We start from the raw sequence: 23,304 nt of genomic DNA, 5'->3' as shown, positions 1-23,304 counted from the left end.
GTTGAAAAAATTCTGTATCTCAGTGGCATTCATGTCAATGATTGTTCTCTTCGTATTGACGATACCACCAGTTGCGTTGGCGACAACCAAGATTACGGGAACCGTGAGTGCCGTTGGCAAGGGCGAAGCCGTGGTGGAGATTGGAAAAGGGGCTTCCAAAACCGTGATACCGAGCATTGGGGATCAGGTGCAGTTTATGCTGAAGATTGCCGACCTTGATATTCGCACCAAATCCGGGACGGGCTCGGTCGTCCGCGTGGACGGTAAGAGAATCACAGTTCGTGTAACAGATGGCAAACCAGCGGTAGGCCACGAGGCCACAATTCAGGCAACCGGCAAACCGTCCTCGTCGGCCCATACAACTTCGCCATCATCCCAGGCTTCGAGTGCTGAATCATCACTGTCCTCAGACTCGGGTCTTACCCCGTCACGCATCACCAAGCTGAACACGCTGCTGAATTCAGAAGATGTGATGTATGAACTGCGGAACGCCATCTGTCTCAAGGAACAGTGGTGTTTGGCAGGTCACAATACAGAACACCCAGATAATTGCGGATATTTGGGATCGACCATACGTGTGTGTGGCAAACGCGCGGCAGCAAAATCCGGCTTTACCCTATCGTTTGGGAAGATGAGTCAAGACGCAGCAATGGATCAACGATGTGAGAACTTATGGAGCAGTCTCACGCCCGAAGATTGGAAAATTCTGGAGACTGGAACACCGTGCCGAGAGCTGCTTCCGGATGCGCTACGCGTAGCGGCGTTGACCGAAGAGGAAGCGTCGTGTGTTGCCAAATTCGAATGTGAGGGTAAATCAGAGAAAAAACAGAAGCGGTGCGAGGAGAAATATCGAAAATGCACGCAGAATCAAATTGGCCTGTCTCCAATGGAGCGCGAATCCTGTCGAAAAAAACGCGAAAAGATGGACGATGAGGAATCGGTACAACAATGTCTGCGACCCACCACCCCTCGAAAACAAGCGGCTGTAGAACCTGAAGTCGAGAAACCGAAATCGCACGCACTCTCGGCCTGTCAGCACGCAACAGGATTTTGGATACCTGAAAAAAAGAATGAACAAGTGGACTACATGGAACTCGCGTTGGATGAAAGCCAAAAGGCATCTCATGCACATTCGGCCAAGGGAATGATAAGAGTCGTCGGGGCCAATGCCACGACAGGCTCGTGGGAATGTCTCGATCCCAGCGAAGGGCAGGTTGCGCTGGACGTTGGTGATACGGAACCGTATGTCGCCACGATCACGACTGACCCTGAAACCGATCAGGTGCGCCTCTGTGTGGATGATGGTGAGCTCATTTGTTTATTACGAACCACCACTCGGCCAGAGACAAAATAATGTCCTGAGCGAAATACATTGGCAGGGCTATTGCCAAAGAAGTTGAGAGAGTAATTCAGTTTGACCCTAATTTCCCTACGTCGACACCCACTTTCTCGCAGCCAACATCCTTGTCCCCATCGACAGCGTCGCTGACAAAAGCAACCCCCTCACCTCAAAATCCGTGGTCATCACCGTTCAACGTCATTTCGGACATTCCCAATCGGAAACCCTTTTGTTCAGTTTTCTCTTTCCTTTTGGCCAGGGGTTTAGGTAGCATTTACAAATAATGATAAATGAACCTGGCCAATTAAGAAATATAACCAAAGGAAGCCCATAATGCCCACAAAGAAAGCGCCAAAAAAGAAGCTGAAAAGTAAAGCTAAAACCAACACTGTTGGCGACGGTACCCCAAAATATCCCAGACATTCCGTTCTAAAAGCACTTCGAGTTCCACGAGCGATTCTTGATCAAAATGCGGGAAAAATTTGTAGCGACAAGGAAGCTGCCCAATTCGTCGGAGTCGGTCTCAATGGTCCATTTCGAGTAGAACTTAGCTCAGCGATAAAATACGGCTTATTAGACAGGCCAGAAGCAGGAAAAGTTGGAGTTACCGATCTTGCAAAAAAAATTATTCGCCCGCAGGAGCCAAAAGATGAGATCGACGGATACCGGGAAGCTGCTTTAAAGGCCCCAGACATCTCTTCGGTCTACCAGCACTATCGGGGTGAGAATATACCCGACAATCAATTCTTCAATAATGCTCTCACAGACAAGTTTAAAATTCCTGGAGATAAGGTCGGTGAATTTACCGAGATATTTATTGAAACACTGACATCTGCCCATCTCATTGAAGAACATAACGGCAAGCGACGAATCCTTGATGTATCCCAAGAGTTAGCCCCTGCAGGCACAACCGATGAAAATATTAAAAAACTTGGGAAAAAGGCAAAAGTCGAATCAGGAGATTCCTGTTTTGTAATTATGCCTTTCGCAGACCCTATTGGATCTTATTACCAATCAATTTATGAACCAGCGATTGAAAAAGCCGGAATGAAAGCGGTTCGAGCAGATACCGACATTTTTGCAACTGGCAAAGTAATGGACCAGATTTGGACTGGCATCAATGAAGCAAAAGTATTGGTTGCGGAGCTTACTACCAGAAATCCCAATGTGTATTATGAGCTTGGGTTATCTCATGCACTTGAAAAGCCGGTAGTATTAATTTCCTCGAATGAAGAAGATGTGCCATTTGATCTTCAGCATATTCGAGTTATCTATTACGATGTGAATGATCCTTTTTGGGGTGACAAACTGATCAAGAAAGTGGCTGAGAATATTCTTTCTGCTATCAACAATCCAGAAGAAGCAATTTTCAAAACCCGATCAACCCCCTAAAAAAGTTCCTCACAGCCTGTATTAATAATGTAGACATGGACAACGAAATTAAACCAGAAATTCAGAAAAGGAATCTACCTATCGAAAAGGTAAATGAGGAAACCTTACAAAAATACCATGACCAAATTTTTCAAATGGTCAACGCGCGGCTTACAGAAACATTTAAGTTTTACACTCCACTAGTTGCTGCCCTTACAGGTTTTGGCTGGATTTGGGTTCAAACCATAGAATCCAAAGATAAGGCAACCCAATTTGCCGACCTTACGACGATTTCCTTTTACCTCTCAATGGCCATCCTTTTAAGCAGTGTGATTTACTTGTTAAATGTTAGTTATACCTACCGGGCCCTACAGATTGTGCTTGCAGGGCTAGAGAGAATCCTTGGCCTTTATAAATTTAGCCCAGGTTGGGATCCGTGTCACAAAATTGATTTCGAAGGTTTTTCTAAAACATTCTGGAAGCGTTTAATCCCATTTTGGATAATGCCAGAAATTCTTAAATCACACCTTTATATGTTCGCTTTGGCGGCGCTGGTTATTACGTTCACGCACATCAAATATTTCAGAGGCTCAATCTGTTATTCCTTGTGTCTATGGCTATTTATATTAGTAATTATTTATATGTTAAATGGACATCTTCTTTTTAAATTGCGTCGACAATGTGAAAGCCGTAAAAAATCTTTTGAGGGAAATCAGTTAGTCCTTTGTTCTCCTTATGGGGAAAAAACCATTAGCCATAGCAATGAATCGTGAGGGAGGAAATAAAGGGTCGGGAGTCATTTCTTTTCCCCCGGTGCTATCCGCCCGTTTGCCGAATAACTCATTAGGTCACGTGGAAACAGGTTGTCTAATCTCGTCAAGAGTTTCTTATTTACAGCGTATCTTCATTGACCAATTTCTTGGTGAGATATCAGCTTTTAAAATTGGTTACGTCTTGCAGGATGCATCAAATCTAACGGGACTTGGCCGTCGTGGTTTTTGAGTTCGGGTTTCCTCCGGCTTCCCAAAGTGTCCGATTGCCAAGCCTTTCCTTAGACATTTTGGATAGGAAATGTGTGCATGACATTGAGCATGATTTGCGATTGGCCACCAGAATTCTTTGTCCATTTCTTCTCACCATTTATCGTTTAGCCTCACAGGCTGTGCCGCTAGTATTCAGTATAAGAGCCTTGGGGCATCGGCATTCGTACATTCCATGCGCATAGTCACCGCGATACCAAAACGGCACGCTATTCGGCAAGTGCCAATGACAAAGTTTTCTTGCAGATGTTTTTAGTTTGGCCTGGCGGGTTAATTCATCTTCGGGATTGGCTTGTCGATTTCCTGAAGGATTTTGTCCTCTATGCTCCATACGGCAGGCATAGGTTTCTTCCGGAGATGTCTTTGCATCGCACAGTGCCGTGACTTCTTTTGAGGTCATTTCCACACATTCCGTCATTCGCTGACGGGGCACACCTTTCATACGTACACAAGCAGGATCAGCCAGAAAACTCTGCGCACACTGTTCTCGTGCTTCAAGCGTTTTAAAGTGAAAAGATGATGTACAGTCGCCTACATGAATAGGGGGAGTTGCATGCGCTAAATTTGGAGGCAGTAAGCCTTGGGCAAACAAAAGGACTGTCATGCAAACAACAGCCTGATACATGGTGAAACAAAGAAACTTCATGTCTACTTTTTACGTGTACAGAAGAGAAGGGATCAAGTCTAACATTGCCACATAAGAACCAATGCAAATCTGTCGACTACCCTGCTTTATGAAAAACATGTCAGGAGCGATGTTCTTGGTCAAGAACTCGGAAACTCTCGTTACCGCAATGCGTCGTCATCGCCCACGTCACTGAATTTCCGTTCTCCAAAGATGGCCGATTCGTGGGTGTAATGCTTGAACTCAAGCAGATTGTGTGCGGGGTCTTCCAAAAAGAAGGTGTGGTGCTCCAACGGAGATCCCGCATACCGGGTACGGGGTTCTTGATAAAAAGACAACTTCTTGTCTTTGGCCCGATCCACCATGGCTTGCCATTCTTCCTTCGACGTAAACACAAGCCCAAAATGGCGGGGATAAATACTTTGAGGTTTCTCTAACACCCCGGTCGTCATCTGTGCTACGATTTGGTGGCCACCCAGATTGAGCGTCAAAGCGTTTTTTGACTCACGCCCTAAGGCACAACCAAGTCCGTCCACATAAAACCGCTTCGTATCTTCAACATTTTTCATGGGAAAGGCTACATGAAATAAGACAGCTCCCACGGTTAACTCCTTTGCGAAAAGAGATTTTACTTTCGTTAGAAACAACCCTATCGTTTCCCCCGGTACTGTTCAAGCCAAAACCAGGGTTCCAAATGAGCGACTGCTCTCTTGTCATAATACACTACCAAGGATGCAACCTCCTCTCCCTGCCAGATATCCATGAAAAAGGTTAGGAACCCACTAACGGACATTGACTCTATCCAGATTCCGAGCCTTCCTTTCTCAAGTCATATTATAATGAGGCATGAGACCATACCATGTTGCGAATTAAGGCCATGTTGACGCAAGATCTATCCCCCATTTGCGAAGGAGAAGGAAACCATGGATGAAACGTTTTGGAATGAGCGATATAGCCAGCCGGAATATGTGTACGGCACAGATCCAAACACATTTTTACAAGCCTCAATCAGTCATTTCCCTACAACGGGCTGCGTTCTTTGTCTGGCAGAGGGAGAAGGGAGAAATGCGCTGTTTTTAGCTCAACAAGGGTATGAGGTGTGGGCGGTTGATATATCGGCGTCCGGAAAAGAAAAAGCCGAAAAACTGGCGCGAGAACATGGCGTGTCGTTTGAATATATTGTGGCCAATGTCAACGATTTTGATTTTGGCGAAAAAACATGGGACGTCATTGTTTCTATCTCCGCACATACGGATCCAAACACACGGAAACGTGTCTACCGCAAATCTCTTAAGGGGCTGAAAGAAAATGGCATCTTCATTTTGGAATCCTATCATCCCAAACAATTACAATATGAGACAGGCGGCCCCAAAAACGTAGAGTGGCTAGTCACGCTTAATGACCTGATTCCCTATTTTTCTGGACAGCAAATCATTCATCAAAGAGAAACCGAACGGGATGTACGTGAAGGGACATTTCATACTGGAAAAGCCTTCGTCACTCAATTTATCTGCAAGAAAATATCTTCTTGATAAGGGTGACTGACTATAAAAGCCGTGACCCCATTGCCCTGGAAGATGCCGTGCAGGACATTCCCCTAGAGGGATCCTAAGTCGAAGGCCTCGATTCTTCCCGCCAAGATCATCGCCGGGACAGCCAACCCCGTGGATACTAAATTTCGTCTCGGCAAAGCACACGGGGCAAGATCGTGCTTAAAGGATTCTGAGAAAAGATCAAGATTTGAAGCAAGGGATAGGTTGCAACTTTCCGAATCCAATTATCGTTGCCGGATAGCCACCAACTCGAGCCATTCCTCTAACAATGCACCTATGGAATGGTCTTCAAGGTTTTTGGGTCTGCCAGGAGTGGTGTGTCTACTGGTCCATCTGACGGGGATGGTGGCTCAATAATCGTGCCCTTCAAAATTTCCCCTTTTAAATTCTTTTCGCGATGTGCCAAGGTCTGCTGCACACAAAACCGCAAGCGCTCTAACTCTTGGAGAGTCAGGCTATCGGGAGTCTCGCTAAACTCTTTGGCCAAAGTGAGACACCGGGTATCCGGGAATTCTTGGGCAGACACCGTACCACTGCTAAAAAGAATGCCAACGAGCAATCCGGTAAAAACGTATTTCATAAATACCTCCATGGATAAAACCCCGACTTTTTTGAATTGTTTAAATTGTACAACGCCAAATATTCTTAAACCACCCAACAATACCCTTGATTGTTCGATTTCCAGGGCTTTCTACCAATCCCGCCACAAGAGATGGCATTTCCTCTATAAAGAAGGGTCACGGTTTGACCACCGTGATCACCACCTCATTTCTTCGAAAAGGCGGAAAAGTAAAGAACCTTTCATTGACAAACTAAAAATATGAATGCCCGACTGATAGGGAAAATGGATAGGCAGCACCTGTCAAGCAAGATCGAAGCCCATCTACTTACACGTTACCAAGGGCCAAAATTCCCAACGAATGCCATTAGGGAAGTATCCCAATTGTTGTCGAAATTATAGAACTGCTAGAGTCACCATGGATTTATCTTTTCCCTTTAGAAATGTTCAGCGCGAGTTTGTGAAGTCCTTATCGATTACTTTTAATCAGAAAGGGGTTCTCATGGTGAAAAAATTTCATTCAATCCCATGCATGGTTTCATTCTTCGGTGTCCTTGCGTTCGCTTCGACTGTGTTTGCTCAAACCACCGTCACCGGCTTCGCTCCAAATCCCACGCCAAATCCGCCAACCCCAGGGGTATGGTTTGAAAGTGATGTCCGTATTGGGGGAACGGCAAGTATTGCGGACCTGACGGGACTGGGTGGGGATCTCGAAACCAATCAACCCTTGCCTAATGGTGCGGCAAAATTAACGACTGACTCGACCAATCCCGCAAAAGCGGAAGTAGCAGTGGCCAATAGTTTTGGAACGGCCTCCAGTATTATTCCAACGATAGGAATTGGGTACTCGTGGCACAAAGCCAGCAACGCCGGGCAAAATCTCAACGCGGCTCCATCAATTAAGTTAACCTTTTTTAACCCGGTGTGTGATGAAACAATTGGGGGTGATTGTTTTGCCACCCTCGTCTACGAACCGTATCAAAACGGGTTTGGCAATAATCCGGCACAAGATGTCTGGATGCGATCTGACCTTAATCAAATAGTTGGTGGCTGGTGGACGACTGGCGGATTTGGAGCACCAAATGGCGCAGGTGGATGTGGTGCTCCGGTCTGTCCCACGTTAGCCGATTGGTTGACTACACTGACCCCGGATTTTGGCCAGGCCGATCTTGTAGCCGTCAGTGTTGGAGTAGGAAGTTTTAATCAAGGACAGATCGGCTATTTTGACAAAGTCGACATCACCGGCACGAATGCCGATGCCTCCTATGATTTTGAACCAGCACCTCAATTTAAAAACCTTGGCCAATGTATTTCGACATTGATTGCCGACAATTGCGCAGGATTAAAAGGAAAGGCTCGCGCAACTTGCAACCATGAACAACAAATGACGTGTTTTGACCTCTTTGGGGTGAAGTAAAAGATTATCGAGAAAGTCCACTTCTGGCCCTCTCCCGTTTGGGCAGAGGGCCATGACCATTTTTGATCCAATAATACTAAGAACATTGAAGGCCTGACCACCTCCTTCTTAGTTATACTGAGGGACATCATCGTCGACGACAGCCATGAGCTGGGATTCGACGAAATCACAACCTCGGACACCGTGGCAGATGGTCCGCGTTAGGGCTTGCTATGCTTCGGTGCGAAGCACAGGAGAGCAAATCGACGGAAGAAAATTAATTCGTGTCTGACCCTAATTATAAAAAAATTCTGAGTTGAAGGCTATTTTGGCCCACAACCGAGATGAAGAAAAAAATCATGCGGCCATGGTGCTGGAGTGAATCCGCCGGCAAGACCCGACGTTCAGCAAAGAATTTAAAGAATATGTGTTTACCGATAAGCCTCTGGCGCACGACTAACGCTGCGAGGAGGGAATTTCCTAAAAACCATCTATTCAATTGAAGGGGAACGAAAACCAAGTGATTTGATAATTAACGACAAAAAGCTTTACAGTGATGACGTCATTCAATACCGACCATCACTTGTGCTTTTCTTGTTTGGCATCACAACCCCTCGGTCTACCCTATACACGTTTCATTTACCCAATATTTCTAAGGTGATATTGCACATGAATGTTTTCCACTCTGCTTTCACTCGCCGATTAGTCATCGGCATGCTTGGATTCTATCTATTGTGTATTCCAACATTCCTGATGGCTGATCAAACCGCTACGGTTCATCAGGGAACGCTGAAACGCGTCCTGGAGACCCAGACATTGCGTGTCGGCGTGTCGCTGTTTACGCCTTGGACAATGAAAAACAAGAAGGGCGAATTGATCGGGTTCGAAATCGACGTGGCCAAACAATTGGCGAAAGACCTTGGCGTGAAAGTAGAATTGAAACCCTTTGACTGGGAAGACATCATTCCGGCCCTGCACAAAAAGAATATTGATATCATCGTGGCGGGGATCACCATCACCCCCCAACGGGCACTGCAAGTCAGCTTCAGTCAGCCTTATGCCAATTCGGGTGTAGGGTTAGCCACCAATATTCGACTCACGAAGGATTTTACCGGGCTCAAGGACCTCAACCATTCTGCGATTAATCTGGCAGCCATTTCGAAAACGGTATCGGCAGACTTGGTGGGTCGGGTATTTCCTAAGGCCAATCTTACACTGTACGCCAATAGTCAAGAAGCGATTCATGCGCTGTTGGAAGGCGAAGTGCACGGGTATGTTGAACACAATCCCATTCCGACATTTTTGGCCATCGATCATCCTCAAAAAGTCGATGAACCCTTATCTCGCCCTTTACTCCAAACCTATGCCGGTTTTGCCGTCAATCACGGAAACCAGGATTTTTTGAATTTCCTCAACGCTTGGATCACCGCGCATGAGGCAGACGGGTGGTTGGATTCCACGCAGAACTATTGGTTTGAGTCGGTGGATTGGCGAGCAGAAGTCGGGTCAGGCAAATGACGGCCCATCGTCTTTGCCTCGAACCGCCTGCCCCCATCAACCTGGTGTGGGGATTGGTGCTCCTCATCCCGTTGCTTCTCGCATCGGAAAAAATTCAACAGGCAACCACCTTGTCTCACTTGCCCGATCAGAGTGCCTATCGCTCCGATTTCTCTGACCAAGTCTTCAAGTCCTCGAAATGGCGTCAACCTCCCCCTAATCCTAATGCGTGGCGGGCCCCAGCTTCGCCACAAATAGAATGGCGTACAGATGCTGGCCCAGAACCGTCCCGTTCGATGGAGCTCCGCGACGTAGATTTGTACCCGCGACAGGGAGCAGGGGGATCTTCGACGTTTGATTTATCAACCCGAGAAGACCAGTCCGGCTTTAAAGTATTTGAATTCGACTTTGGAAGGTAAGGCCCATGATAGGATTCGCACGCGGCCTATTATTATTTGGACTTGCTTGAAAGCTCCCTGGCTTTTGAGGAAATGCTGACGGAGTCGGTTTGCCCCAGTTGGTTTTGTTCAATCGGTGTCGCCTGACTCCGGGAATTTTGAAAAACCGAATTGACGATTAACCCGTTAATTGCTGTGGAAACATTTTGAGCAATAGCACCTAATCCCATAGCGGTTCCCTCCTTCAGCGTGTTTTCACTGGCCATTCTCCACCTAACAGGCCACATAATAGACAATGAGATTGTTATCGGTAGATATGAAGAACCGTTGCGCTTTGATGGCCCAGTATTTTATGGGGAAAAAAGACAAAAAATTTTGCCAAACAAGATCGAATGGATATTAAAAAGCCAAAATGTGCAAAAAAAGATTATTTGAAAGGAAATTGATGTGTAAATAATGGGCGGTTTTGTCTGCAATTAAGGGGTGGAGCCAGGTTTTGACCCCAAACCCATCTCACCGTAAGAGATGAAACTGTTCTTGCTTAATCTTGCGAAAACATTTCTCATGAATAGGGATGACGGTATAACAGCCGCGTTTGCGATATACGTACACCGCAAGTTTCAGAGCAGTAGATGGTTGATGAATCACAGAACGACACACAGCACAATTGTTTTCGTCAGATTCACCGGAAGGAATAAACTGTTCGAGGCAAGACAAATGGGCATACCCTTTCTGAAAGGATTCCGCATATCCATTCTTCAATTCATTCAATTTCAACTGTTTGAAGTCATGAAGATTGACCGCGCAAAAACCAGGACCGGTTTCCGAGAATATGCCGCATAACAAACACATGTATTGTGTTCGTGCTTTCTTAGATTGAGGCACTAGTTCCCCTCAAGAAACAGTAGAGCTTTGTGTTGTAGATATGAAAAGGAAAGGACATTGTGAAGCTTCAACTCCATGACCGTTGCGTCGAATCTAAGGTGCGCAGTTCTAGAATACAAGCAAAGGTTTCTAACACCTTTGCTTTTCACAGATACGCGGTTATATGAGAGACGGATAAAGACTATTCGGTCGGCAAGGGTTGGCCTTGTTGCCGTAAAAAACTTAGTTGATCCCAATACCCTCGCTGAAATTGGATCTTGCCACCAACAACATGAAAAAAGCCACATCCCCGTAGCCCTAATGGATCACGCCATTCCAAGATAGCCCATTCACCATCCTCAAACAGATTTTCAACTAGACAGGTCATCGTGGCGTTCGCAAATTCCCGTTGAAACATTGCTCGAATGGCCTCTCTGCCCTCCACAGGATCGAATGCCACCTGATGATTCACCGCATCGTGGGCATAGAAAGTAACAAGAGCCTCCACGTCAGCCTTATTGAAGGCGCACACCCACTGTTCTACGAGAGATTTAGGAGTAGGAGAGTCCAATTCAGCGTCCATACGTTGTTCAGTCATGGTGTCCTCTTTGGCGTTTCGCTAAGCCGCAAGTGTTTGAGCAAACGCCGATGCCGGCATTTTCATACTAAACCATGGGCATGAATAAAAAGACAATTCGTTCATGATGGGTATTCATGTTCACGACAAATCAATTGTATCTCTCGATCACTCAACGGTTCCTTCGTCAACCCGCACACGTACCCATTTGGATGTTGTTCATTAAATCGACACGTATGGCAAGCGGCAAATGTGTTACGGCTATTGATGTACTGCATCTCGCGCAAGAGCGTTCGCAGGCTTTCCTCAAGGTTTCCTACCGGTAACGACTTCATCTTGGCTAATGCCGCTTTCAGGCTTTTGGCTGGAAAGGATTGCTCAATAAGTTTTCGTCCTTTCGCGGTTGGGGTGAGGTGGGTAATCCGTTTATCTTTAGTGTCTTGGTGTTTTTTTAAAAAGCCCTTGTGCTCTAGGATTTTCAGGGATTGTGAGACGGTTCCTTTTGTCAGCCCCAAATACTCCGTGACCGCTTGTGGCGTATCTGAATAGCGATTGCATCGTGTCAGGTAAGTCAGGGCCTCGATTTGGACGGGTAACAATCCATATTTCAGTCCAAAGGTCCGCGCCTCCATCCGAAGAAGGTTGTTCAGTCTTTCTAACAGGTCTTGTACATCCCCGACATTCATGAATGAATTGTATCGCCTCGATACAAATTTGACAAATACCCAATCCTCTGCGATAGTTAATTGTATCGATTCGATACTATTAATCATATACTCACAAGGAGGCAAAAACATGCATGCATTCATGAGAACAGTTCAAGCCAGCGTGATCATCGGGGTATGGCTCACCTCAGCAGCCTGTACCTCGACCGAACCCCCCGTTGGTAAGATGACGGATTCTTTGTACAACCGGTTAGGGGGGAAACCCGCTATTGTGAAAGTCATCGATGAGTTCGTCGGGAATGTCAGCAAGGACAATCGAATTAATGGTCGCTTTGCCACGACGAATATCCCGCGATTAAAGGGACACCTGGTGGATCAAGTCTGTGCAGCTACAGATGGACCGTGCACCTACTCTGGGAGGGATATGATCACCACGCATAAGGGGATGGGCATTACGAATGCGGAGTTTTCAGCGCTCGTGAGCGATCTGGTCGCCGCCCTGAATACGCTAAACGTGCCCAAAGCCGAACAAGCGGAATTGTTAAGTCTGCTTGGACCAATGAAATCGGATATTGTTGAAATTCCATAATGATAATGCAAAGCGAATTGGCCTCTTGCAGACGAAGAGATCCTGCGAGAGGCTTTTTCCAGATCAACGGCGACGTACTTGGTGAGTGAATGTCTACATGTCATGACATATGATCGACATTCCTACAAACCGTGGTTCGATCAAGCCTATGCATTTGATCCAAGTTCGGCAACGGCATACACAAGCCGTATCGATGAGTCTCCGTTAAACAATTGTCCGTGCAACGGGCGTGCACCAGAACCACGCATCTTTCGAATTTATGAATCAGGAGAAATACTGGCCTTCCAACGGATCTTTCATAAGATGCTCTTCCCCCCGGAGCCCTGGATCATTGAGGTGAGACTCGCGTATTCGGATAGGCTCAGCCCCGACGATAGACCCAACTCAATCCAGCAACATGGCATGGTTCCACTGGCGATTGAGCTGATCAATGATACCCCGAAAGGGTCGAGTACTGAACAAACGGTGCCATGGTATGCTTCCGCACATTCCGAATGTACGGGTCCGTTCGAGGAAAGCCTGAAGAAGGTTTGTCCCACTTGCTCCTCTCCTGAGCGCCCTAAAGACGAAGAAGCCAAATCTTAACGCGAGAGAAAGACCAGGGAGCAGAAACGTTTTCTTATCCTACAGCTCATACTCATTCACAATGAAAGCCGATGATTCGGAGTAATCGATAAACTTCCCTTAATCTTCGAGAAGCGGGTTTAGAGTCAGCAACGGTTGCTGACCCTGGGTTCTCTATAAAATAATCCTTTTCTTAATCGCTGTCGGGTGTGTTCATAGGGAGATGATTTGCCTTGGGTTTAGGGTACTTCTTCAATTCTTCGGCCGTGACCCCCTGAACGAGATCGGTTGGCGATGATAAACGCAGGTAACTCCCCATGCCAAAGGGGGTACTCTTATCGAATGTGAGATTCGCCATCACCGAATCCCCTTTAATTCTGCCTAATGTCGTTCGGGCCTCATCATGCGATCGTGCATGAACCTCAAAGATGTTTGTTTTCGCCCGCTCAGGTATCATGAGATGTTCAAAAATCTGCCGTCGCGGATTGCCTTCCGCCACGGGCCACACCACGGGAATTAACACATGAAGCTTGTCCCATTCTTGCGGACCTAACTCTTGTTTCCATTGGCTCATGGCGCGCACCCCCGCTTGCACTTGCAATTCCACGGCGGCTTTCATGGCCTCCGCAACGTAGGGGATTATTCGATGAGCAAACGCACTATACGACTGTTCATCACCAGCACCATTTTCAATACAGTCCTGTAAATAGTGATTCACCAGATCTAACATCTGTATGGCTCTGATCGATGTCGCGTGATGCGAATCACTTTTTTCCAAAAGCCCTTTGATATGTTCAACATGTTGTTTATATTCAATAAGCGGTGCTTCCCACCCCTCGGGTCGATCGGCCACATTATCAAAGTAGGGAGAGATTAGAATGAAGACGCCCATTGGGATGTGGGCAAGAATTTTTTCCATCTCATACATGACTGAAGTAGGCGTGACCGTTTTGACAGGATGGCCCCTTCGATACAAGTAATAGGAGCTGCCGACCCCCTCTTTCCCTGGTTCATAGTCACTCGCAATGATGACCGGGTAAATATTCTGACCAACATTTCGGATGAAATTTTGATAATTGTTTTTCCTGAACCAATCCATGTTGCGCAAGGCATCGTATGTAGGTTTTCCAAAATGACCGGCATTCTCCCTCGTATCAGCAGATTCGGCTCCTGTTTCATCGCCAGTAGGCCTGACCCCTTTATAATCACGATATTCCACTTTCTTGCCATCAGCGTAAGAAACACTTTCCAGCAAGAATTTTTTGTACTCCTTGTCATTTTCGAGTGCCAGGAGGGCTTGAAAATATTCTTGATCACCCTCAGGGAAAATCTCTTGCGGTTGCGAAATCGCCGGTATAGGGAACAACAGGGCTTGCAGAAAAAATCCGATCGCGAAGATCAAAGGACAGACAAATACGTTGCCTGTCATAAAAAGAGGTAGTTGAAAAAAGGTAGAGGAGGAATGATTGCCGGTGAGTGATTGGCGAATCTTTTGAAACATATGCAACATAATGCGCTCCCTCATCGAAAAGAATGGATAGGAATTTCCACGCGCTCGCGGCACCTATTGTTGGGAAAACACGATCAAATAGTCAATGAACCGTTCCGGGATCTTGCCTTGTAAGGTGGAGGGGGCGGGGGTGGCGTCAGGTCTTAATTTCACACGTAGTAATTCAATTGGCCTGGTCTTCGATAAACATCAACCGGCATGTGAGGCTATGAATCCAGTCTCAACCAAACCGGCTCACGCGACTCGGGATGACAAAAGGGCTTAACTCAAGCCTGAGCCAAAACCCAAAACTCTCAACAAAAGATTTGATCCCTATTTCTATTTTGAATCGCCATTGTCACCAGCGCCTTGATCTTCACGCTCAGTCCGGGGAATCGCTCAGCAGAGGAAAAGGGATCAGGTTGCGTGCTTGTGATAGAGTACCTGGGGTGGTTCAAACGAATTTTGGTTTAAGTCCTGCAGGAACACATTCTAGGCTTGGATAAAAAATCATGGAAGGACAGCTACCTGGCCTTTTTCACTAACGAGTGTCTCACCTCGAGGGCCACATTTTGGTTCGGTGACCTAATCGAATTCGCCATCATGGCCTCCTCTTCGTCCACTTCAACTTTATTTTAGGAGGATGATTTTCTTCGCCAGCGCCACCAGGCTAGCCCCGCCAGGCCAGAGCCCATTAATAAAACCGTGCTAGGTTCGGGAACGGCATCAGCAGTGACATTATCCAACCCTCCAGATCCACCAAATTTTACCTCTGCTCGTCGAATAGCTCCCAAACCTGTCAAATCGATGGGAGCAATCCGATTGATAGAATTATTCCCAACCACAGCACTGTTGGCGGTAAGGAGCGTGTTCAAGTCGATATCGAGTATTGGAGTAACTGAACTGCTGTCACTGAAAAAACGCACCGCACCGAGATCGGCGCTGACTTGTTCAATGTCCACCAAATCAAACCCAAAATTCGTAATGTTAGAGGTGAAATCAAAGAAAATAGACCCCGCTGGTCTTCTCCCTTCATCATCGACCTTAAGGGGATCGGTAATCTTGACCACTTGCCCGCTTGAATCGGTTTCGTAATCGGAGCCCAAGGGTCGGTTGTTTAGGTTTTCTTGAATGATCAAAATGTTTCCCAAGACCGTGTTTGTGCTTAGATTGCCGGTAGACCAATTTGGCCCTTGAAGGTCATCATCGGAGATTCCTGGGTGGGCCAGAGGATCGGCATTAAAGATAACCCCCAGGTCAAACATGTCATTACTCTCGTTAGGATTGGAGACGCTGACAGTCACCCCAGAACTGGCAAATTGGTTTCTCACGACATCTCCGTGCAACAAACTTTCAAAATCCAAGGTTACCCCTTTCGCCGGATTGGCAGTAAGACCAACCAAGGCTAAGCAAAATCCTACACTCCATAAAGTTTGTTTCATTTGGTCTCTCCTCGTCATGTGACAATCAGTTCTCGGATATTTCCCAAAACCTTCTTTTTCCGAAATGTCGGTTTCAGCCCCAAATTCAATTCACCATTTATTGCACCCAACACTGCGAAGTCATACGCCCGGCTTCCGTGCTCCCATAAAAAGCCTTATTTTGAGACGTGTCCCCTGTTAGTCTCTTCCTCGAAAATTACCCAAAGGATTTTGTATGGCCAATTCCAAGCCACTTGAATGGTTACCATTTTTATCGGTTTCCCGTGGTATCAACTGAAAAAATTGCCAGGTTGGGCATGAAGAATTGAGGTTAATCGCCGTTGATCTACTTGGAGGAAGATATCTTTTTGTATTTTCTTATAATTTTCGGAGAAAAAATGTTTGGGGAGAAGGCTTCAAGAATTAGCTGAAGGGAAGTGTGTTATTGCAGGCCCTGTACCTAGGTTTTTCACCCTAGGGTCTCTGTTTCGCAGCGACTCCCTCACGAGAAAGTCATGGCGAACTCCAGGTGGAGGGTTTTAACGGCGAGATTTGCAAAGAGACATTGCCTAACCAGTACATCGTGATCGGTCGTGGTTAGTCAGTCGGAGGCCCTTTGAGTTCGACCGTATTGCCTTCCGGGTCTTGGATATAGATGGACGGCCCATTCCCTTCAGCCCCGTAGCGTGTTTCCAGTTGGCTACCGACGACCCCGTAATGCTTGAGGTGCTCGCGAATGGTGTCCTCATCGAAAGTCTCCAAACGGACACAGAAGTGGTCCATGTTTCGGTTCCCTTTTCCGGGGGGTCCACCACCCATCCGCCCAATCTCGCTGTCAACCGCCACAATATCAATCAAAGAACGACCGGCACGCAACTGAACAATCCCAAATTCAGGAGAAGTCTTGCGTTCGACGACGCATCCGAGGACGTCACAATAGAACGTAACCAAAGCCTCGGCGTCCTGAGCGCGTATAACGATGTGATCGAGTCCTTTGATCTGAAACATGTGAATACTATCCGTGTACGAGCGACCAGAAGAACTACAGCGCATTCACCTAACGAAAAAAAGAACCTACCGTTCATTCAACATAAAGTAAAGGACACGCAAAAGGGGGTTAGAAAGAGGTCGGGAACCGTTTCTTCACTTACAGCTCATGCTCTTTCACCATGAAGGCCGACGATTGGGAGCGATCGAGAAAATTCCCCTCATCTTCGAGGAGCGCGGCACATATTTTCTAGCCCGCAAATCGCCGCCATGTTTCATAAAGAAACTGCAAATCTGCTCCAGGCCTCTGAATTTCCTCCCAGCGCAACTATCATGACGACATAGCTATTGAAGGAGTTGTCATATTCCGATAACATGATACAATGATCGAACAGTTTGGAAATCAGCTAGCTCAGGACCTATTTCACGATGTCCATTCATCAGCCACAAGGCGTTTTTCGTCAGAATTGAGGCGCATCACGAGAAGAAAACTCCTATATCTACATGATGCGGCAGAACTGAAAGACTTGCGAGTCCCCCCGGGAAACAGACTTGAGGCGCTAAAGGGAAAGCTAAAGGGTCATCATTCTATTCGGATCAATGATCAATGGCGAGTGGTATTTCGTTGGGAAGGTGGCAATGCTTTCAACGTACAAATTCTTGACTATCATAAATAGACTGGCATGCGGAGGATGGCTATGAACCAACCCAAAAATCCATTTCACCCTGGGGAAATGTTGTTAGAGGAATTTCTCGAACCTGCAGGAATGAATCAATCGCAATTTGCGCAAAAAATAGGGTGGACACGAACTCGAGTGAATGAATTCATCAAAGGCAAGCGCGGGGTTACGGCGGATGCGGCATTAGATTTAGCCAAAGTCTTGGGGACATCAGCCAAGCTGTGGATGAATCTCCAGGCCACGTACGATTTGGACCAAGCAACCAAACGACGAAAATCTGCCTAAGGGAAAAGGCAGGACGCCTTGATAGGACATGGCGTCTTCGCTCTTACACTGACGCATGAACCGCGACGCGAGTACGACGGCGGTTCGGACGGACCGTGACCTCAACGGTATAGTTGAGGTTATTCAGAATCTTAACCAGCCGGTCGATGGTAAAGCCTTTAAGATCGGCATTTCGAATCCGGCAAATATCGGCTTGATCAATGCCAGTCTCTTTAGAGGCTTGCCGTTGCGACCATCCTTTTTTATCCAGAATATCAATAATCTTTCCACTCAGATCAGCTTTTAAGAGCTTCGTATCCGCATTGGGCGAACCAATGTCACGAAACGGGTTATCGCTTCCTCTGACGACTTCGAGTTTATCTTTTTTCATGATCGCAACTCCCTTTTTAAATGCTTGATCCGCTCTTCAATGACATCCAGGTCTTTCTTCGGCGTCTTAATTCCCTGCGAGGACTTCTTCTTAAACGCATGGATGACCCACAAGTCATCACCAAATTGAACCGCATACACCGTGCGATAGGCATCGCCTCTATGCGCGAGGGCAACTTCTAGAATCCCCGAACCAAACCCTTTTAACGGTTTCGCGATATCGGCCTTTCTCCCGGTCGCCGCCAGACGAAGCGCGGTCAAAATCTGGTCCTGCGCATCGAGTGGAAAACCAAGAAAGGCCTTCTGCGCAGCCTTAATCCATGAGATTCGACGTGCCATAGATAATGATGGTATATTTACCATCATTTGTCAATCAAGAAAGAGAAGATTTTGTGATAAGTGGCCGGTGGAGTAATTCAGGGCTAATAGCCGTAGTTGGAAGAAAAAAGCGAGAAAGGTTTTCTATTCTGAAAGCGCATGCTCCTTCAAAATGAAGGCCGATGATTGGGAGTGGTCGATAAACTTCCCCTCATCTTCGAGGAGTGCGGCGCTGAGTTTCTGCCCTTCCGGGGTATTCATGGCCGCCATAACGTCTTGTTCTGAGTCAAACCACACCTCGGCGACACCATCATATTCCGGCAACATGCCTCTCGAATTCCTAAGCCCTTCGTTTAGCGGTGTATCGACCGTCAGCGATTGCACATATTTCTTTGCCCTCATCGTGGCAGCGTTTTTCATAAAGAACGGGCCATGCTGATGTATCCAATACTCTTGAAATTCCTCGCGAGTCATACCTGATTTCCAGCGTAAACACATCACAAATTTGATCATGCCAATAGACTCCTTTGAGGTTTTGGATTTTCCTGAACGGCCTAAGATATAAATGCCCTGTTTTCGGGATAATTGCTAGGCCGCATATGTTATTGCTAATCGTGCCCCTTTCTTGTTTTTTCCTATACTCTATGACTCTGTTCACGAAACCTCGGAAAAGATTACAATAGGTCAGGCCAAGATCAGGAATTCTCAAACAAGCACCCTTAGAGTGCTAAATAAATATCTTTTTTTATAGAGTAAAACGATACACCAGGATTCAGTCATGCGTTGGGTAACTGCAACAGACCTTGAACAGTGGGCGAACACTCGTAAGGCCGAGGAAGATCTACCCCTCCTTATTCGACGACTAGTTCTTGCCTCTGCTAGCCAAATTGGTAGTCTAGCCTTTCCCGGTGGCGATAGCATTTTCCGACCTGGTTGGGACGGACAACTACATGCAGAATCCTGTTCATTTCCCGTCCCTAATGGTTTATCCGTCTGGGAATTTGGCAAAAATAAAAATGCCAAAAAAAAGGCTAATGATGACTTTGAAAAACGCAATAAAGAAACTCCAAAGAAAATCCGTAAAGAGACAACATTTTTATTCGTAACCCCTCGCCGATGGCTGTACAGGAAAGAAAATAAAACCAAATGGGCGGAAGAAAAAGCCAGGAAAGGGGGTTGGAAAAAAGTAACCATCATTGATGCTGACAATCTTGAATTGTGGTTAGAGCAGTGCCCAGGGGTTAGCTCCTGGTTTGCGAGATCGATTGGCAAGCAACCCGACGGAGTTGAAGCGCTCGTCGATTTTTGGCGTCGCGTTATTTCGGACTCAGAACCTGAACTGACACCCGACATAATCTTAGCAGGTCGTGAATCTTTATATGGAAAGTTTGAAAATTGGGCTGAAGGAGTGAATCAAATTCTTCGGATTAGAGCAGATACCCTTGATGAATCATTACTCTTACTTTGTGCGTGGGCACAAAAAGCAGGCGGACCCACAATGGAATATCTCTTTGCTAATGCTGTAGTCGTTCATGATGAAGAAGCATGGCGACAAATAACGGCTACAAACCGCCCCCTCATATTTATGCCTTTGTTTAACCGTGGACATCTGGGCTTAGGGGATTTAACTGGAAATGCACACTGGGTGGTAATTCCCAGCGGATGGGATGGGAAAACCCAGGATGGAATGATCATTGCCCCTTGGCTTGAAAGAGAACAACTTCGAACTGCTCTCCAATCTGCTGGACTAGAAGAAATAAAAGCGCGGAAACTTTCTAACAATTCGGGACGGAGTCTTCAGGTTTTGATGCGGCAACTTGCCAAGGCGCCGGAACGGCGCTCCCCTCCATGGGCAACACCTGACTGTGCTCAAGCCCTAATTCCTTTGTTGCTGGCAGGTCGCTGGAACCGAAACCACGAAGGGGATCGAAAAGTGGTCGCCGAACTTGCAGGACAGCCCTATGCAATTGTCGAAGACCAATTAAACCAATGGATTCACACGACCGATGCGCCCGTGCGGCAGTACGGTGACACATATCTTCTCGCCTCGCCTTTGGATGCTTTGTCCCTCCTAGCACCTTATCTTACTCAAACAGCATGGGACAGATATACAACTGTTCTTATCAATTTGTTAAGTCAACGGGATCCTACTCTTGATCTACCGTCCGGACACCGTTGGGCAGGCCCGATTTATGGAATGGAATTTAGTGAATCTAAACTGATGCGAGAAGGAATGGTTGAACAACTTGTAAGGCTGGCGGGTGCTGAAGATCGCTTGAGGCTCGTGGTGCACCCAAGTGCTACGTCCATAGGAAGACATATTCTTTCAGAGTGCCTATCGCCAGCTGGGGATATTGAACGATGGCTGTCTTTACAAGTTCATTTGCCCGACCTTGCTGAAGCCGCGCCTGACCAATTCCTTGACTGCTTAGAATTTCTGCTTGCCAATGAAGAGTCAGCCAGACGATTGTTCGACAATGCTAACTCCCTGTTCTCTACTTCATCCATCGTTTACATAATGTGGGCAATAGAGAGGGTTCGATGGTTTTCCGAACATCTAAGGCGTTGCGCGGAAGCCCTTCTTAAACTCAACCAGCTAGATCCCGGCGGCAATTCTGAACCAACGCCACGTACTACCTTCCTTGAAACTTTTTGTCTTAGGGAGCCAGCAAACGGTGAACCCTTTGCAAGCCAACTCCCTTTCCTTCGATCGCTTGGCCTCGACAATCCAGAAGCGGCATGGCCGTTACTAGTCTCATTACTACCAGGACCACAAATGCGTCTTGTTAAATACCCTCCCCAGTTTCGTGAAATAAACTCTACGCCTGATATCCCAGAAACCTGGGGGGAGTATCAGAGTCGAGTGGAACATTTACTTGACCTTCTGTTTGAGATTGGCGGCAGTCAGATTCAGAGACGGATAGACCTTGTTCATGTCTTAAGTGATCTCCATCCTAATGGAAGAACCAAGGTAATGGAATCTCTGGAGGCATTCATCAGTTCAATAGATGGGCACTCGTTATCAACGATTCCCCTCTACCATCAAATAATGAAACTGGTCCGTCATCATCGAGCGTTTTCTCATACGGACTGGGCTTTACATCCTCAGGAAATCGATCGCATTGAACAATTAGCCATATCGGTTGAACCATCAGACCCGGTAGAGGTTTTTCAATGGCTTTTTGCGGATATAAGGCCTGATCTTTTGTGGGAGAATGGAGAGGAAAATATAAAGATTCGTCGTATAGAAGCAGCTAAAAGGATATTTGAAGACGGGGGCGTTCAATCCTTGGAGCGCCTGGCAGGAACCATAGATCCATCAGGACTTGTGGGAGAAGCAATTGCGCACCTTGAAATCAACCAGGATCAGAGGAAAGCTATACTTTTGCACTTCTTGAATCAGCCTGATGTAAGGGCGTTAACCATTGCCCGTTCTTTGGTTGGGGAACTGTTTAGAATTGAAGGACTAGAAATCCCTGCCTTTATTCAAAGATATGCGACTTCGTTGTCTGACGAGGAATTTGCCAAGTTCTCCTTGGGATTACCATCCTGCTCCATTGTTTGGGATGCAGTCGAAGAACGAGGCGAGGATGCTGCCAGTACGTATTGGGAGAACGGTGATTTGGACAGGAGAAATAACCCTGAAGAAGTAGTGCGTGCTGTCAAATCAATGTTACGCTATCACAGAGTCGAACGAGCAATATACACCATTGCCTTCGCGCACTGCCCAGTTCCAAGTGATCTTGTAATAGGGGCATTAAAAAGGTTGCCTGAGGTTTTAGAAAGACTCCCGAATCCCATCGCTACGAATAACTTTGGATACACTGTCACAAGCCTATTTGAATGTCTTGATAGAAATAATGATGTTCCGATCGAAAAATTAGTTGGATTGGAAATTGCTCATTTCCCATTGATTGAACGTCGGGGACGAGGCTACCCAGCAATCAAAACCCATCTCAAAAATAATCCAGGTTTTTTTGTAGAGCTTCTCAAAATTCTTTATCCGCCTGAAGACCAGGAACAGCAATCTGAGCAAGAAGAGTCTACTAATGGTCATGATGAAGCCTTATTCCATGTTGCATATAGAATTCTTAATGAATTTGACTCTCTTCCTGGACTCAATGGAACTAATGCGAACAACGAACAGATGCTTCACTCCTGGATTGAACAGGCATTAGATGTAGCCGATACAGTAAACAGAAAAGAAGACGCTGAAAAGACAATTGGTGGTGCATTGGCGAGAGCAGACATCAATGCGGCAGAACCCTGGCCACCAGAACACGTTTGTAATGTTTTGGAGCGATACTGGTCTCCCCAAATCTCAAGTGGATTCTCTGGAGGAGCAGTTGCAAAGCCAGGTTTTCGCTATGTTGGAGAAGGGGAACCCGACGCGGAACTTTCCGCTCAGTATGCACAATGGGCAGATCAGCGTCGCCTTACACATCCCCATGTCTCCCAGTTGCTTAGAAGTATTTCTGAATGGTTTGCTCAATCTTCACACCGGCATAGAATAGAAGCCGAAATACGAAGACAAACGTAATATTTCATTGATTCTTTTCAGTTCATAAATTTCCAAACCACATTGAACAGTCCAATGGTGAGGACAAAAGTCATTCTTCCTTAGCATCATCTTATAACTATAACCATTTAATTTTTTAGACATTTTTCAAACTTTGTTTCTTTAACATCCCCTCCTATACATATTTATTTTTTCTCCC

Annotated in this window: 25 protein-coding genes and 1 pseudogene; 13 read left to right on the top strand and 13 right to left on the bottom strand. The window is 46.4% G+C overall.

The window, feature by feature from the left end:
* Window positions 1-31 precede the first annotated feature (31 nt).
* The 3 genes from PPG34_RS14780 to PPG34_RS14770 all read left to right on the top strand — a co-directional run bounded on the left by PPG34_RS14780 (window position 32) and on the right by PPG34_RS14770 (window position 3,483).
* On the top strand, window positions 32-1,354 hold the full coding sequence (locus PPG34_RS14780; protein WP_313834185.1) for a hypothetical protein: 1,323 nt from the start codon (window positions 32-34) through the stop codon (window positions 1,352-1,354).
* Window positions 1,355-1,672: 318 nt separating this feature from the next.
* Window positions 1,673-2,731 (top strand): hypothetical protein, encoded by a 1,059-nt coding sequence (locus PPG34_RS14775; RefSeq protein WP_313834184.1) that lies wholly within the window; start codon window positions 1,673-1,675, stop codon window positions 2,729-2,731.
* A gap of 35 nt (window positions 2,732-2,766) precedes the next feature.
* On the top strand, window positions 2,767-3,483 hold the full coding sequence (locus PPG34_RS14770; RefSeq protein ID WP_313834183.1) for a hypothetical protein: 717 nt from the start codon (window positions 2,767-2,769) through the stop codon (window positions 3,481-3,483).
* A 367-nt stretch (window positions 3,484-3,850) separates the two neighbouring features.
* Here the strand turns inward: PPG34_RS14770 and PPG34_RS14765 are convergent, their stop codons facing one another.
* Window positions 3,851-4,396, bottom strand: coding sequence for a hypothetical protein (locus PPG34_RS14765; RefSeq protein ID WP_313834182.1), 546 nt, complete (start codon window positions 4,394-4,396; stop codon window positions 3,851-3,853).
* A 140-nt stretch (window positions 4,397-4,536) separates the two neighbouring features.
* Window positions 4,537-4,977, bottom strand: a complete 441-nt coding sequence (locus tag PPG34_RS14760; protein ID WP_313834181.1) for a VOC family protein — start codon at window positions 4,975-4,977, stop codon at window positions 4,537-4,539.
* 321 nt (window positions 4,978-5,298) lie between these two features.
* Between PPG34_RS14760 and PPG34_RS14755 the strand changes: the two genes are divergently transcribed.
* Entirely contained in the window at window positions 5,299-5,907 is a 609-nt protein-coding gene (locus tag PPG34_RS14755) for a class I SAM-dependent methyltransferase (RefSeq protein WP_313834180.1), read from the top strand.
* 295 nt (window positions 5,908-6,202) lie between these two features.
* Here the strand turns inward: PPG34_RS14755 and PPG34_RS14750 are convergent, their stop codons facing one another.
* The gene (locus tag PPG34_RS14750) at window positions 6,203-6,508 is read right to left on the bottom strand and encodes a hypothetical protein (RefSeq protein WP_313834179.1); all 306 of its coding nucleotides are present in this window, start codon (window positions 6,506-6,508) and stop codon (window positions 6,203-6,205) included.
* A 481-nt stretch (window positions 6,509-6,989) separates the two neighbouring features.
* Here PPG34_RS14750 and PPG34_RS14745 point away from each other — a divergent pair, with 481 nt between their 5' ends.
* From PPG34_RS14745 to PPG34_RS14735, 4 genes and pseudogenes are all read left to right on the top strand, one after another.
* Window positions 6,990-7,904 carry a hypothetical protein gene (locus tag PPG34_RS14745; RefSeq protein ID WP_313834178.1) on the top strand — a complete coding sequence of 305 codons (915 nt, stop codon included), beginning with the start codon at window positions 6,990-6,992 and terminating at the stop codon, window positions 7,902-7,904.
* Between the two features lie 283 nt (window positions 7,905-8,187).
* Window positions 8,188-8,343: pseudogene (locus tag PPG34_RS18400) on the top strand (ferritin family protein); the annotation flags it as partial.
* Window positions 8,344-8,552: 209 nt separating this feature from the next.
* Complete coding sequence (locus PPG34_RS14740; protein ID WP_313834177.1) at window positions 8,553-9,401, top strand: transporter substrate-binding domain-containing protein; 849 nt, start codon at window positions 8,553-8,555, stop codon at window positions 9,399-9,401.
* Window positions 9,398-9,799 (top strand): hypothetical protein, encoded by a 402-nt coding sequence (locus tag PPG34_RS14735; protein WP_313834176.1) that lies wholly within the window; start codon window positions 9,398-9,400, stop codon window positions 9,797-9,799. Before PPG34_RS14740 ends, PPG34_RS14735 begins: the two co-directional genes overlap by 4 nt.
* A gap of 32 nt (window positions 9,800-9,831) precedes the next feature.
* Here PPG34_RS14735 and PPG34_RS14730 read toward each other — a convergent pair whose 3' ends face one another.
* The 4 genes from PPG34_RS14730 to PPG34_RS14715 all read right to left on the bottom strand — a co-directional run bounded on the left by PPG34_RS14730 (window position 9,832) and on the right by PPG34_RS14715 (window position 11,905).
* A complete protein-coding gene (locus PPG34_RS14730) occupies window positions 9,832-10,044 on the bottom strand; it encodes a hypothetical protein (RefSeq protein ID WP_313834175.1) in 213 nt (70 codons plus the stop codon).
* 247 nt (window positions 10,045-10,291) lie between these two features.
* Window positions 10,292-10,663, bottom strand: coding sequence for a hypothetical protein (locus PPG34_RS14725; protein WP_313834174.1), 372 nt, complete (start codon window positions 10,661-10,663; stop codon window positions 10,292-10,294).
* 181 nt (window positions 10,664-10,844) lie between these two features.
* Window positions 10,845-11,240, bottom strand: a complete 396-nt coding sequence (locus tag PPG34_RS14720; protein WP_313834173.1) for a nuclear transport factor 2 family protein — start codon at window positions 11,238-11,240, stop codon at window positions 10,845-10,847.
* Between the two features lie 101 nt (window positions 11,241-11,341).
* A complete protein-coding gene (locus tag PPG34_RS14715; RefSeq protein WP_313834172.1) occupies window positions 11,342-11,905 on the bottom strand; it encodes a MarR family winged helix-turn-helix transcriptional regulator in 564 nt (187 codons plus the stop codon).
* Window positions 11,906-12,014: 109 nt separating this feature from the next.
* On the opposite strand from PPG34_RS14715, the gene PPG34_RS14710 reads away from it, so the two are divergent.
* On the top strand, window positions 12,015-12,473 hold the full coding sequence (locus tag PPG34_RS14710; protein WP_313834171.1) for a group I truncated hemoglobin: 459 nt from the start codon (window positions 12,015-12,017) through the stop codon (window positions 12,471-12,473).
* A gap of 102 nt (window positions 12,474-12,575) precedes the next feature.
* Window positions 12,576-13,058 carry a hypothetical protein gene (locus PPG34_RS14705; RefSeq protein ID WP_313834170.1) on the top strand — a complete coding sequence of 161 codons (483 nt, stop codon included), beginning with the start codon at window positions 12,576-12,578 and terminating at the stop codon, window positions 13,056-13,058.
* A 172-nt stretch (window positions 13,059-13,230) separates the two neighbouring features.
* On the opposite strand, the gene PPG34_RS14700 is transcribed toward PPG34_RS14705, so the two are convergent.
* The 3 genes from PPG34_RS14700 to PPG34_RS14690 all read right to left on the bottom strand — a co-directional run bounded on the left by PPG34_RS14700 (window position 13,231) and on the right by PPG34_RS14690 (window position 16,955).
* Window positions 13,231-14,547, bottom strand: coding sequence for a hypothetical protein (locus PPG34_RS14700; RefSeq protein WP_313834169.1), 1,317 nt, complete (start codon window positions 14,545-14,547; stop codon window positions 13,231-13,233).
* 614 nt (window positions 14,548-15,161) lie between these two features.
* Window positions 15,162-15,968, bottom strand: a complete 807-nt coding sequence (locus tag PPG34_RS14695) for a PEP-CTERM sorting domain-containing protein (RefSeq protein ID WP_313834168.1) — start codon at window positions 15,966-15,968, stop codon at window positions 15,162-15,164.
* 576 nt (window positions 15,969-16,544) lie between these two features.
* A complete protein-coding gene (locus PPG34_RS14690) occupies window positions 16,545-16,955 on the bottom strand; it encodes a VOC family protein (RefSeq protein ID WP_313834167.1) in 411 nt (136 codons plus the stop codon).
* Between the two features lie 362 nt (window positions 16,956-17,317).
* Here PPG34_RS14690 and PPG34_RS18395 point away from each other — a divergent pair, with 362 nt between their 5' ends.
* Window positions 17,318-17,611, top strand: coding sequence for a type II toxin-antitoxin system RelE/ParE family toxin (locus PPG34_RS18395; RefSeq protein WP_420888072.1), 294 nt, complete (start codon window positions 17,318-17,320; stop codon window positions 17,609-17,611).
* Between the two features lie 21 nt (window positions 17,612-17,632).
* Window positions 17,633-17,899, top strand: coding sequence for a HigA family addiction module antitoxin (locus tag PPG34_RS14685; protein ID WP_313834166.1), 267 nt, complete (start codon window positions 17,633-17,635; stop codon window positions 17,897-17,899).
* A 43-nt stretch (window positions 17,900-17,942) separates the two neighbouring features.
* Here the strand turns inward: PPG34_RS14685 and PPG34_RS14680 are convergent, their stop codons facing one another.
* The 3 genes from PPG34_RS14680 to PPG34_RS14670 form a co-directional block, all read right to left on the bottom strand.
* Window positions 17,943-18,269 (bottom strand): helix-turn-helix domain-containing protein, encoded by a 327-nt coding sequence (locus PPG34_RS14680; RefSeq protein ID WP_313834165.1) that lies wholly within the window; start codon window positions 18,267-18,269, stop codon window positions 17,943-17,945.
* On the bottom strand, window positions 18,266-18,607 hold the full coding sequence (locus PPG34_RS14675; RefSeq protein ID WP_313834164.1) for a type II toxin-antitoxin system RelE/ParE family toxin: 342 nt from the start codon (window positions 18,605-18,607) through the stop codon (window positions 18,266-18,268). Before PPG34_RS14675 ends, PPG34_RS14680 begins: the two co-directional genes overlap by 4 nt.
* A 123-nt stretch (window positions 18,608-18,730) precedes the next feature.
* Entirely contained in the window at window positions 18,731-19,099 is a 369-nt protein-coding gene (locus PPG34_RS14670; protein ID WP_313834163.1) for an EthD domain-containing protein, read from the bottom strand.
* A gap of 265 nt (window positions 19,100-19,364) precedes the next feature.
* Here PPG34_RS14670 and PPG34_RS14665 point away from each other — a divergent pair, with 265 nt between their 5' ends.
* Window positions 19,365-23,126, top strand: a complete 3,762-nt coding sequence (locus PPG34_RS14665) for a hypothetical protein (protein WP_313834162.1) — start codon at window positions 19,365-19,367, stop codon at window positions 23,124-23,126.
* Window positions 23,127-23,304: the final 178 nt, after the last annotated feature.

It is taken from the genome of Candidatus Nitronereus thalassa, from assembly GCF_032191465.1.
Lineage (GTDB): Bacteria > Nitrospirota > Nitrospiria > Nitrospirales > UBA8639 > Nitronereus > Nitronereus thalassa.
Note: the sequence above shows the minus strand (reverse complement) of the source record. Positions and strands in the feature narration are given on the sequence as shown.